Genomic DNA, 19,732 nt, shown 5'->3' on the forward strand with positions numbered 1-19,732 from the left:
ATGAAACAATTCACATCAAACCCCTTTTACAAATTCATCATCTTTCCAATCGGGCAAATTATTGTTTTTGCATTGGGAGCAAGTCTGGTCCTGTCTCTTTTTATCGTGCTGCTCGCATTTGTGTTTCGCTCTGCCATGACAGAATTTGATCTCGTGGAACGCACCCTGGCAATCCTTCCACAGGTTGTGATCAATGGATTAACCATCGGTTTCGTCTATGCCACCATTGCATTGGGATACACAATGGTTTATGGCGTTTTGGAATTTATCAATTTTTCACATAGTGAGATTTTCATGGTTGGGGGTGTAGTTGGTGTTGAATTATTGGCTTATTTCGATCATACGGGCGCTTTGCATACAATGAATCAATATGTGCTCATTGGGCTCGCAATTCTGCTTGGTATGATCGTCTCCAGCGCACTAGCTGTATCCGTTGAGCGGGTTGCTTATAAGCCATTGCGCGGCGCTCCCCGCCTGGTACCGCTCATTTCAGCCATTGGCATGTCATTCTTTTTGCAGGACGCGGTCCGCCTTATCCTCAGCCTGACAACGGGCGAGTTCAATGTAATTCTGCCAAGCTTTGGGACCTTCGATGAATTCATGGTCCTGGCGGTACCCGGTATAGCAACCCCTCTGCGCTTTCAAATAAAATCCATTCTTCTGGTTGGCGTAACCGTGGTTATGCTGGTGGGATTGAATTACCTGGTGAATGGCACCAAAATTGGCAAGGCGATCCGCGCAGTTGCGCAGGATCGTCCATCTGCGAGTCTGATGGGTATTAACGTCAATATGATCATCTCGATCACCTTCTTGATTGGCGGCGCCCTGGGCGGTGCGGCTGGAGTGCTTTTTGCGCTCAAAGCCACCCGTCTTGATCCATTCGTTGGCTTCTTCCCAGGCTTGAAGGCCTTCACTGCTGCGGTACTGGGCGGTATCGGAAATTTAACAGGTGCCTTGCTTGGGGGATTGATCCTGGGCCTGCTTGAATCTTTCGGCGCATCCTATCTTTCCACATTCACGAATGGCGCATTCGGTGCGGAATATAAAGATATTCTCGCCTTCGCCATTTTGATCCTTGTGCTTATTCTTCGCCCGTCTGGTTTGCTTGGTCAAACCGTCGCGCAGAAGGCATAATCCGTTTTCAGGAAAAGGCAAACCCCATGAAAACATTCTTCATTGAACTGTACAAGAAAGCCAATCAGGGTCCATGGCCGTATATCATTACGTTCGGGCTTTTAGCTCTTGGCAGCGTAATGGTATATCAAAGCCCCAGATCATTGTCAGCATTTCTTACGTTGATGCTTTGCCCCATGATGGTTTACTTTTTGAAAATGAATCCAAAAGTAAAAATCTTTATTGGGATTTTGCTCACCATCGTAATTATTCCGGTGCTGGGTATCCGCAACATCTTTTACCTTGAGGTGATCTTTCAAATGGCCGTCTTCGCGGCCCTGGCACTTGGGTTGAATATCGTAATCGGTATGGCGGGGCTGTTGGATCTTGGATACGTTGCGTTCTATGCTGTAGGAGCTTATACGTGGGCGATCTTCGGCTCGAAGCAGCTCTCCTTATTGCATTCAGTTCCAGGCGCGGCTCCGGCTGGCGCGGAATTCGCACTTGCACCTGCATGGTTCTGGTTCTTCCTATTTCTTGGGATCGGCCTTGCCGCCCTGGCAGGTATTTTGCTTGGCCTGCCGGTGCTTCGCCTGCGTGGTGACTACCTTGCCATCGTTACACTTGGCTTTGGTGAAGTAATCCGCGTGCTGGCGCTAAACCTGGATAAGCCAATCAATCTAACCAATGGGCCGCAAGGCATTACACCAATTCAACGCCCTCCCCTACCTCCCGATTTCGTTATGGATCCCATTCGCAGCCTTCTTACACCGCTCGTGGGGCATTCTCCAACAGATGCGGAATTCTATAATGTATTTTTCTATCTGCTGGCGCTCGTCGTGATCATGATCGCCATTGGAGTGGCAACCCGTCTGGAAGATTCACGCGTCGGGCGCGCCTGGACAGCCATCCGAGAAGATGAAACCGCAGCTATTGCCATGGGCATTCCACTTGTAAAGATGAAACTTGCTGCCTTCGCCGCAGGAGCATCATTTGCAGGTTGCATGGGAGTATTGTACGCAGCCAACCGCACCTTTGTGAGCCCTGAGACCTTCAACTTCCTGCAATCCATTGGCGTGTTGACCATGGTTATTCTTGGCGGCCTTGGCAGTATTCCCGGCGTGATCTTCGGTGCATCAGCAGTCGTCATTCTCAATATTCAGGTTCTGCAAAATTTCTCTCTTTACCTGAGCGCCCTGCGCCAAAGTGACGCTGTCATCCCGATCATAAACTTTGCCTGGAAGGATCTTTCCAATCAGTTGGACCCAGCCAAATATCAAAAGCTTGTGTTCGGGGTCATTCTGGTTGTGATGATGATCTTCCGTCCATCAGGCCTTATCCCAGCCGAGCGCCGTAAACGCGAACTCGTTGAAGACAAAGAATAAGTGGAAGTGACCTATGAGCCTCCTCCAAACAACTGACGTTGTAAAACGCTTCGGCGGCCTGGTTGCCGTCAACAAAATGAACTTCTCCGTAGACGAAGGACACATTGTCAGCATTATCGGTCCGAACGGCGCAGGAAAGACAACTTTCTTCAACAGCCTCACTGGCATCTATCGGCCGGAAGAGGGCGAAATCATGTTCAAGGGCCATTCACTGCTCGGGCTGCGGCCAGACCAGGTCTCATCCCGCGGCATCTCCCGTACCTTCCAAAATATCCGCCTATTCGGAAGTATGACCGTGATCGAGAACATCCTTGTCGGAATGCATAACCAATTGCAGCAAGGCGCAGTCGATGCACTCTTCCGTTCGAAAAAATTCAACGAAGAGGAAAAAGAAGCGGAACAAAAAGCCAGCGCCCTTATGGAATATGTTGGATTGAAAAATGTAGGGAATGAAGTGGCACATAACCTGCCTTACGGAGGCCAGCGCCGCATCGAAATTGCCCGCGCCCTCGCCGCCAACCCGACATTGTTGCTGCTCGATGAACCCACAGCTGGGATGAACCCGAATGAGACTGAATCCGCAATCAAATTATTCCGACGAATTCGTGATGACAAGGGAATCACCATCCTTTTGATCGAGCATGACATGCGTGTGGTGATGGGTATATCGGAACGCATCAGCGTAATGGACTACGGCGAAAAGATTGCCGAGGGCACGCCCCTGGAGATCCGCAAGAACCAACGCGTGATCGAAGCATATCTTGGCAGGGAAGCTGCCGCATCGAAGGACTAGGAGAATCCGCATGGGAAAATTACTTGAACTCACAAATGTCCATTCCTATTACGGACACATCCACGCCCTGAAAGGCATTTCGCTTTATGTGGAAGAGGGCGAGATCGTAAGTTTGATCGGTTCCAATGGCGCTGGAAAAAGCACCACCCTGCGCACCATTTCTGGCATCATCCACGCCCGCGAAGGAAAAATTCTACTTTCGGGGAATGACATCACCCACACCGAACCACATAACGTAGTCAGCCTGGGCGTTGGGCATGTGCCTGAGGGACGCGGTATCTTTCCAAAGTTGACCGTTCAGGAAAATTTGGATATGGGCGCTTTCACCGTCAATGATCAGAAACTAATCGACGAGCGCAGCGCATTGGTCTTTGAATTGTTCCCACGTCTAAAGGAACGTATCAGCCAGTTTGGTGGCACCCTTTCCGGTGGTGAACAGCAGATGCTCGCTATTGGACGCGGCCTCATGCAGAATCCGCGCATCCTGATGCTCGATGAGCCATCCATGGGGCTGGCGCCTGTGCTGGTGGATGTAATCTTTGATACCATCAGAAAGTTGAACGAGCAGGGCACCACGATTTTGCTTGTGGAGCAAAACGCTTTGATGGCGCTCTCTGTGGCACACCGTGGATACGTACTTCAAACGGGCAGTATCGTCTTAACCGATGACGCCGCAAAGCTCAAGAAAAACGAGATGGTGCAAAAGACATACCTGGGTATTGACTAACTACCTGAACTAACACAAATTAAGTGAGACCCGTTTTCGGCCACAGGCATGAAAGCGGGTCTCTTCGCAAAATACCATGAACATACCTAAAACAGCAGACATTGTCATCATCGGCGGCGGCGTAATGGGAGCCAGCGCGGCCTATCATCTAGCAAAGTGCGGCCTGAATAATATCGTCCTGCTTGAGAAAGAGAATTTCTTCGGGCAGGGTGCCACAGGCAGGTGCGCGGGCGGTGTGCGTTATCAATTCTCTACGGAGATCAACATCAAGTTGTCGCTTGAAAGCCTGCCGATGATCGAACGCTTTAAGGATGAAATCGGGCAGGATGTTGGTTACAAACAATGCGGATATTTGCTCGTGGCAACCAATGAAAAAGATGCCAGCAGTTTCAAGCGCAATGTCCAACTGCAAAACAGACTCGGTGTGCCAACCCAACTATTGAGCGGAGACGAAATCCGTGCGCGATTGCCTTTGATGAAATTCGAGGACGCCATTGCGGGGACATTTAATCAAAAGGATGGCGTCGTTGACCCGAACAGCGTGGTGATGGGGTATATCAGCGCGGCGCAGAAGATGGGAGTGAAAGCCGTCAACGGCGCGGAGGTATTTGGAATCACCGTCAGCGGAAGCGAGGTTGAAGAGGTGCAAACAAGCCTGGGCGCGGTGAAGACGCGGTTGATCCTAAATGCGGCAGGCCCCTGGGCGAGTCAAATCGGTCAGATGGCGGGTGTTGATATCCCGGTCATCCCCCTCCGCAGGCAGATGCTCACGACAACTGCATTGAAAGATGTCCCAGAAGATTTTCCGTTCGTGATCGATTTTGCGAAGTCACTTTATTTTCATCGCGAAGGTGAAGGCTTGTTGATTGGGATGAGCAATCAGAATGAAAAGCCTGGCTACGATCAAAGTGTGGATGAAGATTTTGAGTTGATAAATCTGGAAGCTGCGATTGAAAGAATGCCCTTGGTTGAAAAAGCGGGCCGCGCCTCACATTGGGCTGGGCTTTACGAAGTGACACCAGATGCGCACCCGATCCTTGGAAATACAAATGTAAAAGGCCTAATGCTTTGCACAGGTTTTTCAGGGCATGGCTTTATGCACGGGCCGATCTCTGGAAAATTAATGAGCGAGTTTATCCTGGATGGAAAATTTTCAAGCGTGGATGTTTCCATGCTGGACTTAAAACGTTTTGAAGAGGGCCGTTTGATTCAAGAGTACAATGTAGTTTAAATTCAATAGACCTGACAGGTTTCTACACAGCTCTAATAACCAAACAGATTTTGATTCACAAACATCCCGATTAACTTATGTCCCTATGAAACCTGTCAGGTCTGAGATATGAGACCATGACATCAGCAGAGATCATCACAATTGGAACGGAAATATTACTCGGTGAAATTGTAGACACCAACACACGCCACATCGCGCGGATATTGCGCAGCATGGGCGTGGATTTGTATCGCACCATCACCATCGGCGATAACGTGGATCGTATTGCAAGTGCAATTCACAACTCAATGGAACGCGCAGATATTGTTATCACCACGGGCGGGTTGGGTCCCACCATTGATGACCCCACGCGTGATGCTGTTGCAAAAGCCCTCGGTGTGGAAACCGAATTTCGCGAAGACCTTTGGCAGCAAGTCGTTGAAACGATAGCGCGCTATGGGCGCAAACCATCTGAAAATCAAAAGCGGCAGGCCTATGTTCCAAAGGGCGCGCTCGGTCTTAAAAACCCCGTCGGCACTGCGCCCTGTTTCATTGTTGAAAAACCCTCATCCCCATCCCCGCTCCCAAATGGGGAGAGGGGCGCAGGGATGAGGGTAGTCATCTCCCTGCCCGGCGTGCCGCATGAAATGGAACATGTTCTGCATGAGTCGGTCATCCCGTATTTGCAGGAAAGATTCAACCTCGATCAAATCATCAAGGTGCGCATTTTGCATTGTGCGGGCCTCGGCGAAGGCATGATCGATGAAAAGATCGCAGACCTTGAAACCCTCAACAACCCAACCGTCGGTCTCGCGGCGCACACAGGCGTTGTGGATATTCGTATCGCTGCAAAAGCGAAAAACGAAATCGAAGCCAATGAAATGATCGCGAAGATCGAAACTGATATACGCGAAAGACTCGGCAATATCGTTTTTGGTGTGGATGAAGATAAGCTCGAAAACGTCCTGCTGGATCTGATCGCAAAACGCGGCTTGACTCTCACTGCCATCGAATCTGGACTCGATGGACTGCTGGCGCGAAAAGTACCTCACACCGCTTCATTCCCTAATCTGAATCCTGCTTCCCTGATGGAGGTCTTACGCGCCGCCCGAGCCGATTCAAAAGCAGACCTTGCGCTCGGTGTTTCCGTTTATATGGATGAGCGCGCCGCCGAGATGGCAATGATCACACACAAAGGCGAAAAGACGCATCGCATCACCTATGGCGGCCCGCCGCGCAGTTTGCCGCGCTGGAGCATGAACCTGGCGCTGAACTGGCTGCGCATGACATTGGAGGAAATGGATTAATGCCTGCGCCTAAACGACGCAAAGACACACCCTGGGTAGCACTTGCCTGGGCATTGAACATAATCGGCCTGGGCGCGATTGCGCTGGTACTGATAGCATACTGGGCCCTCCAGCCCGCACTTGCTGCACCTCAGGCTAAAAACCCAATGTACACGGCCACACTTCCCGCCACATACACCGCAGACCCTTTATCGCTATATCTGCCAACCGTTACACCAAATCCGCGTTCCACAATGATCGTGGTGCAGACCGCAACTCCATTCGTATTGCTTGAAGGTGATACTCGCCGGACGATCATTGGGTACTCCGTCTCGGGCCGCCCGATTGAAGTTTATACCTTCGGAAACGGTGAAAATGAACGCATGATCGTGGCAGGCATTCATGGTGGCTACGAATGGAATACGATAGCGCTGGCAGATGAATTGATCACCCATATCTCCGAAAACCCAGATGTGATCCCCACCGATGTAACACTATACATACTGCGAAATCTAAACCCCGATGGCGATGCACGCGACCACGGCATTGACGGGCGCATCAACGACCACGGCGTGGACTTGAATCGCAACTTCCCCACCAACTGGGCCGCAGATTGGGATCGTGACGGATGCTGGAGCTACGGCCCTACAACGGGCGGCGCAGGCCCAGGCTCGGAGCCAGAGACACGCGCCATGATGTACTTCTTGCAAACCCATAATGTGGAAACGCTGATCAGTTATCACAGCGCCGCGCTGGGTGTTTTCCCTGGTGGCGAACCCTGGGAAAAAAACTCAATTGAGTTTGCGAAGGCACTCGCCAAAGTTACTAATTATCCCTTCCCACCCATAGACACGGGTTGTGCCTTCACAGGCACACTTGCAGATTATGCCGTTGAACTCGGCGCAGTCTCGGTAGATATGGAACTCTCAACGCATAAATCTACAGACTTCAAACAAAATTTGAAAGCGCTGGAAGTTTTGTTGAATTGGAAATAATAATCACTTGTGGACTCGAAAATCTCCCGATTTTCGAGATCCAACGTCAGAGACGTTGGAGTCCAGATTAAAAAAGGAGATTGAATGACTCAAAAAGCAGATACATTATTCACGAACGCCATCGTCCTAACTATGGATGGCAAATTAAACCAATATGATCGCGGCGCAGTCGCTGTCAAAGGGGATTCGATTGTTGCGGTGGGACTCGAAACAGATATCAAAAAAGAATATTCAGCAAATGAAATTATTGATTGCAGCGGCAAGGTATTGATGCCGGGCCTGGTCAACGCGCACACCCATGTGCCCATGACTCTCCTGCGCGGCCTGGCCGATGACCTGAGGCTGGATGTTTGGCTGATGGGTTACATGCTGCCCGTTGAACGCGAATTCGTCTCACCTGAATTTGTTCGGTTGGGCACATCCATCGCCTGTGCCGAGCAGATCCGCAGCGGGGTGACAACGTTTAACGATATGTATTACTTTGAAGATGATATTGCCCAGGCCACAGCCGATGCGGGCATGCGTGCGGTCTGCGGGCAATCTATTATGAAATATCCTGCGCCGGATGCGGCGGCTTATGAAGATTCGCTGGCATACGCACGTGAGTTTATTAAGAAATGGAAAAACCATCCGCTGATCGTCCCTGCGGTTGCGCCGCACGCACCTTACTCCACCACGCCTGAAATTCTGCGCACCTGCGCCGAACTTGCCAAAGAATTCGATGTGCCTTTGCATATTCATATTTCTGAAACCGCATTTGAAGTTCAAACCATGCGCAATGAACAAGGGATGCCCGTTGTGCCATACGTCAAAAAGCAGGGCCTGCTTGAAGCGAAAGTGATTGCCGCGCATTGTGTCCATATTGATATTGGTGAAATAAAAACTTTGCAGCATGTCAATGCTGGCGTGGCGCATAATCCGTCGTCAAATCTCAAACTTGCTTCTGGGTTTGCGCCTGTGCAAAAAATGCTGGATAACGGACTCAACGTGGGCATCGGCACAGACGGCCCCGCTTCCAATAATGACCTCGACATGTTCGAGGAAGTGCGCCTCGCTTCCTTCGTGGCGAAGGCTTCTTCCAATGACCCGACCATCCTCCCTGCTGCGACTGCGCTCTTAATGGCAACTCGGATGGGAGCACAAGCGCTTCACATCGGACATTTGACGGGGTCGCTCGAACCGGGCAAACGCGCAGACCTGATCCTTGTCGACACATCGCCATTGCATAACTCTCCCCGCTTCCGCCGTGACCCGAACAATGCCTATGCTCAATTGGTCTTCGCTTCCAAATCCACCGATGTGACGGATGTAATGGTCAATGGAAAATGGCTAATGCGGGATCATAAACTTCTTACTTTGAATGAAGAAGAATTGCTTAAGCAGGCTCGTGAATTGGCGACGAAGATCGATGCCTTCCTGATCGAACGTGAACAGTCTGTGCTTTCAAAGCTGATCGCACTGGGCGGCTCGATGGAACAGGAGTCATTTGAGGTGCAGGTAAAGGTCAAGGTAACGGAACCAGACCAACTGGTCCAGAAATTGAAGCGGCCCGAGATCGAGATCACGGCCTATAAACACTATCATCAATATGACGATTATTTCCTGTTCGACGATCCAGCCCAGGGACGGCTGCGCTTCCGTGAAGATAACCTGATCAACGAAAAAGGTGATGTGCAAAATGTACGTTCGCGTTTGACCCTGCTCGGACAAAAACGTGAAGGCGAGATCGTGCATGATGTGCTGCTTTCACGCAGCCGCTTCCTTGCCCCGGCTGTACATACATCCCGTTTCTATCGCGAATACTTCAAGCCGAAACAGGAAGTGTCGGTGGAGAAGAACCGCCTGCGCTGGCACATCCGTTATAAGAATACGGAATTTTTTGTCAACCTTGATGAAGTGAACGCGCCGCAAATGGGGTACTTCCTTGAGATCAAGAGCCGCACTTGGAGCCGCAAGGATGCAGACCGCAAAGCGGAACTGGCAAGTGAATTATTGAACCTGCTCGGTGTGGGCGATGCCGAGGCGGTGACTCAGGACTTGATCGAAATTTTGACTGAGGCATGACAATGTCATTGCGAGGAGCCGCTCTTGTACTTTGGCGACGAAGCAATCCCCAACTACGAGGAGATTGCTTCGGGCTGGGTCTCGATACAACCTCGAAGAGCACTCGGTCTACTCGACCACCAGCCCTCGCAATGACGGGAGAAATATAATATGGAAACCATCAGAAAAAGCATTGCCGTGTTTTGCGCGATCTCATTCATATTTACTGGTATCGTCGCGCTCTTCCTGTTTAACTTTGACCAAAGAGCCTTTACCGCGGAGACTTATCAAAAAGCATTTGCGCGCGAGGATTTTTACAACAAGCTGCCCTCCGTGATGGCAGATGCGATGACATCCTCAAATGCAGACTCAAGCCAGTTTCCGGTGATGCTGCGTGGCCTGGGCAAAGAGGGATGGGAGGCTTTCTTCCGCGGCCTGCTCCCGCCCGAGTCATTGAAGGTGATGGGCGATGATCTGCTTAACTCAACCTTTGCCTACCTCAACATGCAAACGGATTCAGCGCAGCTTAATCTCGTTCCATTGAAAACAAACATGGCAGGTGATGCGGGTGTGCAAGCCGTATTGACATTATTGGGCACGCAACCTGATTGCACCTTCATCCAGATTGCCCAGATGACCATTGGTCTGCTTTCAGGCGAGGAAGTTGCATTTTGTAAACCGCCCGCAGAATTACTTTCAGCGCTGACGCCTGTGATACAAGGTCAATTGCAGTTTACGGCCTCGGTGCTCCCAGACCAGGTGACCATCATCAGTGCGCCGTCTCAAAACGACCCGCGCCCAAGATTAAAAACTGCCAGGCTCGTCATGCGGCTTAGTCCCATTTTGCCGCTGGCCTTTCTATTAGGATTAACGATCTTTGGGGTCAGGTCGCTGAAAAATTGGTTGAGTTGGTGGGGAATTCCATTTTTTATCACAGGTTCGATTGCCTTTGTGATGAGCCTGCTCGGCGCACCTGTATTGGGCGCAATCTTCCAACAGATACTCATCAGCCGCATGTCCATCTACCTCCCCACTATTCTGCTGGATTACGCCAGCGACCTTGCTGCGGTGATGGTGCAGGCTTTGCTTAGTCCCGTTATGTGGCAGGGGCTGGGGTTGACGCTCGTTGGTATGGTGATGATAGCGGTTTACTTTTTCATCAAATGGAGAGAAACAAAATCATTATGATATAAAAAATAACGCGGAATAATCCGCGTTATTTTTATGGCAACCATATACTTGACGCATAACTTACTTATCCCCATCCATTTTTATATTCTAATCTTTATCTCAAAATATTCAATTTTAGTTTTTCCGCGATTTAACAATTTAGCTGGTATGTCATTATAGATCTGTTCAGGGTGATCCGATAATAATATTCTATTTTCGGAGGGTTTTCCATAGATCAAATCGCTGTAGTGAAAAGTTTTAAACTCATATTCTCCTTCAAGTTTTCCCTGAAACATTATATTGATTTGGAATATAGATTCTCTGGTGTAGCTCATTCCATATCGAACTATATCGCTTCCCATTCGAGCAAGATTTATATCATCGCCATTCTCTGTCTTGGTTGAGGCAATATCGCATATTAATAAGGTTCTGGGAATATCAGGTCGTAGTTCGATCATTTTTTCTGCACTCGTTCCACTTTGTCCGATCCAAAATAGTAAAGCATTATCTTCGATGGAGGCTTGAGACACACGGTTTGTTTCAGGAGTGTAATCGAAGTGTTCATAATGTATCAATGCTTGAAATTCAATGATCTTCTTTTTCTCCAGATTCTTGACATTAATAGCGGCAAGATTTATATTTTTCCCATCTATGAATGATTCGCTAGGAAGGCGTTCTATGCTCAAAGCAAACTGACCCGGAATTCTTTCCGCGATTATTTTCGCTTGCCCGACATGAATCTTAGATGCCTCATGAATAAAAAGAAATGGAAATATAAAAACCAAAAACAAGATGGCGATGGTTGCTCTTGTCAAATCGAGTCTTATTTCAGCACTAAAATCATTCACTAACGTCATGATAAAGGGTGGAAATGCGCCAATCAAAGCAGCGAATACCAAACAATCAAACATCAATAGCAGTATTAAAAAACCGAAAAGAAACTTCATCGGCTTAGCCCATCGCAAAATGGCTTTTAATGTAGAAATCAAAACCATCCTTATATACTTAATTGTTTGCATAATTGCTGTGGTGGTTTCATCTATTTCCATATACCAGTCTCCCGCCATATTTTACCCCTTCTGACGACTTAGATACCCTGTGCGTCTAGTTATAGTTATCAATTTTTTACGGACATCCATTCTCCAGATGTTCTTCAAAAGTGACTGCGAAGGTGTGATAGCCTGGGTTATCACAAGCGGCTTGAAAATAATAATAGGGCGAGATTTCAGGGAATGCCACGGCCTGTAACGCATCCAAGCTGGGGTTGGAAATGGGCGTTGGTGGCAGTCCGGGATAAAGATAGGTGTTGTACGGGGAGTCGAATTGCAAGTCAGCCAGGCTGAGAGGATTTTTCCACCAGGTATTTTCAAAGGGATCATAGCCGAGGGCGTATTGGATGGTCGGGTCACTGCCGAGGGTCATGCCGATGTTCAGGCGGTTAATGAAAACGGATGCGATCAATGTCATCTCTTCGATCTCAATCGATTCGCGTTCCACGATGGAAGCAAGGGTAACTGCCTCGTAGACGTTTAGTCCCTGAGCTTCAAAGCCCGCGCGCATTTCATCCGTGATATGGACTGCAAAATTGCGCGCAACGGTATCGAGCAATTGATCCACTGTTGTGGTGCGCGGCAGGATGTAGGTATCGGGGAGGAAGAATCCTTCCATGGTGGAGGGAGATACAAAGTCAAGGACTTGAGGCGGAGTGTTTGCAGCGGAGAGAAAATCTTCGGGAGAAATATCCAGGCCTGAGGTTGGGAGAGAAGCGGCGATCTCTTCCATCCGCCAGCCTGGGATGATGACCAGGGTGATGTCTGTTGGAGTCGCATCCTGCACTTCGCGGGCCACGTCAATGATCGAAAGCGCGGGGCTGAGGACATAATCGCCAGATTGAATGGTGAGGTCGAGGCCTGTGTAAATTAGATAATCAAGCAGGGCTTGCGAATTAAGTATGAGACCAGCCTCTTCCAGTCGAAGCACAATGGAGGCAACCGACTCACCCTGGTCAATGGTAAAGCGTTGCTCGGTGCCGTTCGGGTCGAGGGGTATGGTGAGCAGATCGCCATGCGAAAGCAATCGCCGCGAATAATCGATACGTTGCGCGATGGAAAGCGCGCGCGCGGGCGGGCCATACAACAACGATGCACGCCCGGGGATATAGCCAAAAGCAAAATATACACAGGCAAGAATGCTGATGACGATAAAAGCAAGAATAAAATGAAGTTGATAACGACGAGGATTAAATTTACGATTTACCATTTTTGATTTACGATTTCTTATTGGTGGTGGTCGAGCGGTTGTCGAGCCTGTCGAGACATAGGCTGAGTGTTTTTCGAGGCCGTACACTGCACCGAGCGCAGTACGGTGTCGAGACCACAATTTACGCATCACAAATTACGGATCACGTATCCCGTTGCGCCTCAAGATAAGATTGCAAAATGACCACTGCCGCGAAGGCATCCTGATGGCCTGCTCGTTTTTTACGAGAAACACCAAGTTCTATGCGGGCACCGCGGGCAATTTGTGTGCTAAAAGATTCATCCCACATTTTAACGGGAATATCCGTTTGATTCTTTAGTTCATCCGCAAAACGTGCAGCGCGGCGGCCTGCGAGATTGGGGTTTCCATCTTCGTCAAAGGATTGACCAATGATAATGAGAGCAACCTCGTTTTGCATGGCGAGCTCAGCCACCTGTGCCGCATCGACAATACGCGAAACATGCTGAATGACTTTCAAAGGGCTGGCGATGGTTCCAGTGGAATCGCTTAATGCAATGCCGATCCGCTTTTCGCCGTGGTCAACTGCGAGGATTCTCATGGTTGAATTCCTAGCCACAGGGGCTCAGAGAAAAGCTCTGTGTCTCTGCGACTCTGTGGCATTTTTATTTAAGTTCCACAGAAATATTGAACGGGACCAGAGGCATCCACTTCCACCAGGCTGGGCGGATCGTGATCTGAGGTTCATCTCTTAATTCAAACGTATTCATCAATTCGATTTGTGCGCGTGCTGAGTTTAATCCACGAACCATGGAAAACACTTTAGCTTCGTCGATATCGCGCAGTGTAATTTGAGTTGCTTCCAATTCAAAATGTGTGACTCCAGAAGAGTCGGTTACAGGGCCAGCTAGCGGCTTGAATGTCACTTCGCCGAAAGGAGAAAATCCATGGGGAATGGATGCACTCAATGTGGAAACTGCCAATTGACTCAGATCACCACTTGAAATGTAACGGGCAGAGAATTCCACTTTCATTTTTAACACGAGTGTTTTACCTAGCTCGCCTTCTGGTGGGGAAAATTCCTCCAGCAAGGTTTCAGTGATTTCAAATGTATCCAGCAGCAGAAGATCATCGGCGCCGATCTGCGCACGCATTTGCGTTTCGGCAGAACGGCGTAAATTTTCAAGCATTACATCCCGCAATTCGGCACGGTCTTCATCGCTTGCGCCAATCACTTTTGTATCCGTGCCTCCAGTGGTTGCATCTGGGTTGGTCACTATTACCAAAAGCCCCAGCGGGCCTTCAACAATTGAAATCGAATCTGGTTCAACGTTTCCCTGCGAGCCTGCCTCAACTGCCTCAATTTTTACTTCCACAAATTCATCCACACCAGCAGGCAATCGCACATCGTTCAAAGTTACAAAGCGAATCAAATCAACGGTGGAAATGTTCGTACCTGCGGGGATCTCAATTTCATCCTGCCCCAAATTCGTGAAGCGCGCAACGCCCGCTGACTTTGCCTTTGGCAACGTGATTGTACTGGTCACCGCCAATGATTGCTCTGCCTCTACAATAACAGATAAAGTCTGCGCGGGGATGTCACCAGTTAAGGAGACGGATTCGAATGACGGGCTCGCGTTCACTGGAATGATGATGGATTGAGTCTGCGATTCGGGATACAAAGTCACCGCGGCACGTGGGACAAAGATGCCTGCTACTGCTAAAACGGCCATTACCCCCGCTGTAAATGTGACCACGCGCCCAACCAGCGATGTCCGCCATGCGGGTTCTTTTATATGCACCTCACCCCGCATCTGACGCAGGTCACGTTGTGGAGGCTTCGGGATACGCTGAGTCCTCGGAGCAGAATCAGACCACAGGTCCTTTTGAGCCGAGGCTGTTGAAATGAAAACAGGAATACCAAGCGACTCCGCATCTCGTCTCACATTTGCACGGCGAGTCACCAAGCCCAATTGAGCCCCAAGCGAATCCGCGTGGCGCTGGAGGACTTTCAAATCCAACAAGCGCAACGTGACCTTTTCATACTTCGGCCACACCAACAGAATGCGCGGCGTCTTCGCCCATGATAATTTATCGCGGACGGAGATGAGGTCATCGTGAGATTCTAGGGTGATGATTTTTGTTTTCAAAAATAAACCTTGATGAACAAAGATGAACAGTGATAATTAAAGGCGATTTATAGTTTTGATGATTTCCATGTTGGTGATGGATACAAACGGCGGATTTGGATTTTTGGTTGTCCAAAGTTGATAAGTAGGCAAGCAGGCAAACCTGTTGCACGGAGGTAATTGAACGCTTGTGCCAGATGCTCATTTGTAAGAGTAGAGACCGCTTTCAACTCCACGATCACAAGATCATTCACAAGCATATCTAAATAAAACTCACCAACTACTACACCGTCATAATTAACTTTTATGAAATGCTGCTAGACAATTTTCGAACCATCTTTTTTCATTTCATGGATATGAGCGTTTTCATAAACTTTTCCGATAAAGCCGATCCCAAGTGTATTGCTAACCTTGTAAGCACAGCCAATAATTCTTTCTGTGATCTTATCAAGTTCCAAATCAGCCATGCAACACCTCACCTAATCAACCCATCAAGAAATCTCTGTTCATCCCCGTTCATCTCTGGTTCAAAGCTCTAGCCTTTTCAACCAATCCAGGCAGGGACTTTAAAAATGAATCCACATGTTCAGGTGTGGAATCGACGCCAAGCGTGATTCGCAAAGAGCCCAAAGCCCAATCGCGTGAGTGACCCAAGGCGGTGATCACTTCACTTGGTTCAGGATTTCCTGTTTTGCAAGCGGAACCAGAAGAGCAGGCAAAGCCAGCGGAATCAAGCATCTGCAATAACAGGTTGCCGTCTACATCTTTGAAGACGAAAGAAGCGTGATTCGGGAGTCGGGAATCGGGATGCCCAGTTAATTGAGAATCAGAAATCGTTTCAAGAACCTGTCCAATGATATGGTCGCGCAACGGTCTCACATGAGCTGTTCGTGCTTCGAGTTCTTCTGCCGCAAGCCGCAGGGCTTCTGCAAAGCCAACGATATATGGAACATTCTGCGTCCCCGCCCGCAGACCATATTCCTGCCCCCCACCTGTAAGATGAGGAACAAGCTTCGTCCCTTTGCGAATGTACAACGCACCTACACCTTTGGGCCCGTAAAATTTATGCCCACCGAGTGACATTAAATCCACGCCTAGTTTTTCCACGTTTACATCTAAATAGGCAGCAGCCTGAACTGCATCAGTATGAAAGAGAATGTTGTTTGCCTTCGCAATTTCAGCCAATTCAGGGATCGGATTGATCGTGCCTATCTCGTTATTTGCGTACATCACCGAGGCAAGCGCCGTATTATTGCAAGCTGCTTTGCTCAAAGACTCGGGCGTAACTGCGCCATATTCGTTTATATCCAGCCATTCAAGCAAGAAGCCATATTCCTTTTCAAGCTGCTCGGCGGTTTTGCTAACAGCATGATGTTCGGTCTTGGCGGTTAGTATCCATTTTTCGCCTGAAGCGTTGCGCCTTGCGATGGCTGCTCCGCGCAGAGCCAGGTTGTCCGATTCCGAGCCACAGGAAGTGAAGATGATCTCATCAGGCTTGCAATGCAAGACGGACGCGACCTTCTCCCGCGCTTCATCCACTGCGGATTCAGCTTTTTGCCCTAATCGATGCACAGAAGATGGATTCCCATAGTTTTCACGGAAATACGGCAGCATGGCGTCTAAAACGCGCTGGTCAACAGGTGTAGTGGCGGCATAATCAAGGTAAATCATGAAAGGGATTATAGCAAACAAATTGTGGCCGATGATAAAATCGGGTAATGATGAAATATTGGGTTAAAACAGCAAGCGGAATCATCGGGTCGTTTATTATCCTTGCCATGCTCTTTGCAAACCAAGTAGGTTTGGATAAGGACCCTGTCTGGGGGGCAAAACGCTATATTCTATTATTCATTGGCGTATTTATCCTTACCATATCCCTGCTCTACCGCGAAGATAATTTCATCGGTCAGGCATTTCAGACTCACACAGGTCAGCTTTACCTCGCTGTGGGAATTTTAAGCGCTGCCATCATTATCATTTACATCTGGGTCATCTCAATCGGACTATGGACAACCTGGCCGAATGAAACGAGCTACTATGATCTGCTCGCAACTGCATTCAGTCATGGTCAAATTGCGTTGGAGGTCAAACCCGATCCTGCGCTGCTAACACTTGAAAACCTTTACGAGCCAGCTAGTCGCGAAGGTCTTTCCGTATTATGGGATGCCACGCTTTATAAAGGCAAATACTATCTTTACTGGGGGCCTGCACCTGCATTGTTCCTGGCAATCATCAAGTTACTCTACGAGCCCGAGATAGGTGACAAGGCCATAACTTTTGTATTTGTGGCAGGCACATTCATATTCTTGACTCTCCTGATCCTGGAGTTATGGAATAAATATTTTCTCGAAACACCACGCTGGGCAGTTTTATTGGGAATTGCATTCGCAGGTCTGGTCAACCCCATGCTCTATATCTTAATTGAGGGCCGCATTTACGAAGCTGCGATCATCGGCGGACAGTTCTTTCTGGTCGGCGGTTTATATTGGTTGATCGCTGCATTCAATCGTCCATCGCCCTGGCGTCTCACGTTGGCGGGATTATTTTTCGCGCTTGCAGTAGGCTCTCGCACAACATTAGCCGCGGCCATTGCATTCCTCGCGCTCATCGTTCTCATTTGGGCTATCAAATCACAACAAACAAGAGCCTTTGCATTCATCACAGCATTCGCCTTGCCTTTGGTTCTCGGCGCGATAGGCTATGCCTGGTACAACTACGCGCGCTTTGACTCGATCACTGAATTTGGCTATCGCTATCAACTTACAAGCTACAACCTGTACGAATCCCTCGACAAAACCTTTTCACTTTCATATATTCCATCTAACCTATACAAAACCATTCTCAATCCATTTGAATGGCGAATAACCTTTCCACACATCTTCCCTACTCGCTGGGTGGGGCCATCATGGCTTGAGGGAAATCACCCAGAATTCTATTTACTGCTCGCCGAAGGAATCACAGGTATTCTGATTGCAAGTCCATTCATGATCTTTGCATTCCTTGCAGGGCTTAACAAGGACAAAGATTTTCGCTGGATATGGATCTCCCTGGCGGGCTCATCCATCCTATTATTTTTCACATTACAGACTTTTTTCTTCACGACCATGCGTTACCTTCTAGATCTGATACCTGCTCTGTCTATTTTGGCTGTCATCGGCTTCTGGCAGGGACTCATCTCACTCAAGACTCGCCCCGTTGCCAGGTCATTTTTCATGCTGTTTGGTATCACCTTATGTATTTATTCAATTGCCATAAGTTTAGTGCTCACCATGTCTGGGCATCTGGAGGCATACAGAGTATTCAATCCTGAATTACTCTATCAGCTTGCACGGACATTCAATCCACTAATTAAATAACAGAATGCAAAACAAACCCATCCTCAATCCAAACTTACGCTGGTTCCTGGCAGGTATGATCTTCGCCAACATTGCAGGACAAATGGCGTACAGCACCTTGTCCCTTTATATGCTCAGCCTCGGCGCGAGCGTGGCGCAGGTCGGCATGGTCTTTACATTGGCATCCCTGGTACCTATGGTCTTGCAAATTTTCGGTGGCTGGCTTTCAGATACGATTGGGCGTTTGCGCGTGATCGCCATGGGAAGTTCTGTTGCGGTCTTCGGATATCTGGTCTTTGCCTTTGCACCAAACTGGCAGTGGGTGCTCATCGGCTTGAGCGTGGAATATGTATCCAACTCCGTTGTGGGGCCGAGTTTTGGCGCTTATATTTCTGAGCAATCGTCCGAGGAAGCACGCGGACGAGTCTTCGGCTTGACTTCGGGTATTTACCAAACGGTCACCATCATTGGGCCTGCATTAGCAGGCTTCTTAGCTTATCAATTCGGTTTCCATGTCATGATGCGTGTGGCATTCAGCTTTTACCTCACTGCCACCATCCTCCGCGTTTGGATGGCAACCAACGAACGCTTCTCGCCTCATAAAGACGCATCCATACCCACCTTAAGCGGTTTCAAAGAACAACTCACGGCCATGTTCACTTTGCTATTCGCAGGCGGAATCCTCACCTGGATCTGGGTCACTGATGCAGTTGGCGATACCTCATCCAATCTGGTCGGTCAACTCTTCCCCATCTTCCTTTCAGATATAGGCAGGCTCAATATCGGGCAGATCGGTATTGTCAATGCTGCCATTGGCGGTGCAGCCATCATCGCCGCGCCGCTCGCAGGCACGCTAGTGGATCGGATCAGCGAACGCGCTGCCATCGTCACAGGTTTTGCTTTGAATGGATTGGGTTTATTGACCTTATTGAACGCCAGCAGTTTCACAGGCTTCATCCTGGCCATGTGTTTCTTCGGCCTCGGCAACGGCAGCCTCATGCCCGCCTATGAATCGCTCATTTCCAAAGTTGTGCCAGAATCCAAACGCGGCCTCGCCTTCGGTCTCTTCGGCACCACGCTTGGCATCCTCTCCCTGCCCATGCCGTGGATCGGCGCGCAGCTATGGGAACGTATATCACCTCAAACTCCATTTTGGTTTGCGGTTGCCGCGATCATCATCTCGATTCCCATTGCGTGGTGGAAATTCAAAATTCAGGATTCCCAACCCGTTGAAATTCCGAGCGCCTGATGCATGCCTCATTCTTAAACTGATGCTTGATTCCGCCTCACAAGCAGATTCGCACCCGACGCCTTTTGTTGTACAATGAC

The 19,732-nt window shown here is 49.1% G+C and carries 16 protein-coding genes and 1 pseudogene; 11 read left to right on the forward strand and 6 right to left on the reverse strand.

The genetic code is table 11. The features are described 5' to 3' along the window. Positions 1-135: 135 nt before the first annotated feature. From AC14M5_RS02825 to AC14M5_RS02865, 9 genes are all read left to right on the forward strand, one after another. A complete protein-coding gene (locus tag AC14M5_RS02825; protein WP_484028140.1) occupies positions 136-1,134 on the forward strand; it encodes a branched-chain amino acid ABC transporter permease in 999 nt (332 codons plus the stop codon). Between the two features lie 26 nt (positions 1,135-1,160). After that, positions 1,161-2,498, forward strand: coding sequence for a branched-chain amino acid ABC transporter permease (locus tag AC14M5_RS02830; RefSeq protein ID WP_484028110.1), 1,338 nt, complete (start codon positions 1,161-1,163; stop codon positions 2,496-2,498). A gap of 13 nt (positions 2,499-2,511) precedes the next feature. Next, positions 2,512-3,291 (forward strand): ABC transporter ATP-binding protein, encoded by a 780-nt coding sequence (locus AC14M5_RS02835; RefSeq protein WP_484028111.1) that lies wholly within the window; start codon positions 2,512-2,514, stop codon positions 3,289-3,291. Positions 3,292-3,301: 10 nt separating this feature from the next. Then, positions 3,302-4,018, forward strand: coding sequence for an ABC transporter ATP-binding protein (locus tag AC14M5_RS02840; protein ID WP_484028112.1), 717 nt, complete (start codon positions 3,302-3,304; stop codon positions 4,016-4,018). 76 nt (positions 4,019-4,094) lie between these two features. Further along, the gene (locus AC14M5_RS02845; protein WP_484028113.1) at positions 4,095-5,249 is read left to right on the forward strand and encodes an NAD(P)/FAD-dependent oxidoreductase; all 1,155 of its coding nucleotides are present in this window, start codon (positions 4,095-4,097) and stop codon (positions 5,247-5,249) included. Between the two features lie 116 nt (positions 5,250-5,365). Continuing rightward, a complete protein-coding gene (locus tag AC14M5_RS02850) occupies positions 5,366-6,535 on the forward strand; it encodes a competence/damage-inducible protein A (protein ID WP_484028114.1) in 1,170 nt (389 codons plus the stop codon). Next, complete coding sequence (locus AC14M5_RS02855; RefSeq protein ID WP_484028115.1) at positions 6,535-7,509, forward strand: M14 family metallopeptidase; 975 nt, start codon at positions 6,535-6,537, stop codon at positions 7,507-7,509. Before AC14M5_RS02850 ends, AC14M5_RS02855 begins: the two co-directional genes overlap by 1 nt. Before the next feature lie 84 nt (positions 7,510-7,593). After that, on the forward strand, positions 7,594-9,573 hold the full coding sequence (locus AC14M5_RS02860; RefSeq protein ID WP_484028116.1) for an amidohydrolase family protein: 1,980 nt from the start codon (positions 7,594-7,596) through the stop codon (positions 9,571-9,573). A 150-nt stretch (positions 9,574-9,723) separates the two neighbouring features. Further along, positions 9,724-10,740 (forward strand): hypothetical protein, encoded by a 1,017-nt coding sequence (locus tag AC14M5_RS02865; protein WP_484028117.1) that lies wholly within the window; start codon positions 9,724-9,726, stop codon positions 10,738-10,740. Positions 10,741-10,823: 83 nt separating this feature from the next. On the opposite strand, the gene AC14M5_RS02870 is transcribed toward AC14M5_RS02865, so the two are convergent. The 6 genes and pseudogenes from AC14M5_RS02870 to AC14M5_RS02895 form a co-directional block, all read right to left on the reverse strand. Beyond that, positions 10,824-11,771: a hypothetical protein gene (locus AC14M5_RS02870; protein WP_484028118.1), complete on the reverse strand. Its 948-nt coding sequence runs from the start codon at positions 11,769-11,771 to the stop codon at positions 10,824-10,826. A gap of 76 nt (positions 11,772-11,847) precedes the next feature. Then, the gene (gene mltG / locus AC14M5_RS02875) at positions 11,848-12,981 is read right to left on the reverse strand and encodes an endolytic transglycosylase MltG (protein ID WP_484028119.1); all 1,134 of its coding nucleotides are present in this window, start codon (positions 12,979-12,981) and stop codon (positions 11,848-11,850) included. 142 nt (positions 12,982-13,123) lie between these two features. After that, entirely contained in the window at positions 13,124-13,540 is a 417-nt protein-coding gene (gene ruvX, locus AC14M5_RS02880) for a Holliday junction resolvase RuvX (RefSeq protein WP_484028120.1), read from the reverse strand. Positions 13,541-13,604: 64 nt separating this feature from the next. After that, a complete protein-coding gene (locus AC14M5_RS02885) occupies positions 13,605-15,089 on the reverse strand; it encodes a baseplate J/gp47 family protein (RefSeq protein ID WP_484028121.1) in 1,485 nt (494 codons plus the stop codon). A 47-nt stretch (positions 15,090-15,136) separates the two neighbouring features. After that, positions 15,137-15,535, reverse strand: a pseudogene (locus AC14M5_RS02890) (GxxExxY protein). A 49-nt stretch (positions 15,536-15,584) separates the two neighbouring features. After that, positions 15,585-16,739: a cysteine desulfurase family protein gene (locus AC14M5_RS02895; protein WP_484028122.1), complete on the reverse strand. Its 1,155-nt coding sequence runs from the start codon at positions 16,737-16,739 to the stop codon at positions 15,585-15,587. 47 nt (positions 16,740-16,786) lie between these two features. Between AC14M5_RS02895 and AC14M5_RS02900 the strand changes: the two genes are divergently transcribed. Together AC14M5_RS02900 and AC14M5_RS02905 are read left to right on the forward strand one after the other, a co-directional pair. Then, entirely contained in the window at positions 16,787-18,424 is a 1,638-nt protein-coding gene (locus AC14M5_RS02900; RefSeq protein WP_484028123.1) for a hypothetical protein, read from the forward strand. Between the two features lie 4 nt (positions 18,425-18,428). Then, positions 18,429-19,652, forward strand: a complete 1,224-nt coding sequence (locus AC14M5_RS02905) for an MFS transporter (RefSeq protein ID WP_484028124.1) — start codon at positions 18,429-18,431, stop codon at positions 19,650-19,652. Positions 19,653-19,732 lie beyond the last annotated feature (80 nt).

Source organism: Candidatus Villigracilis sp. (assembly GCF_057083605.1).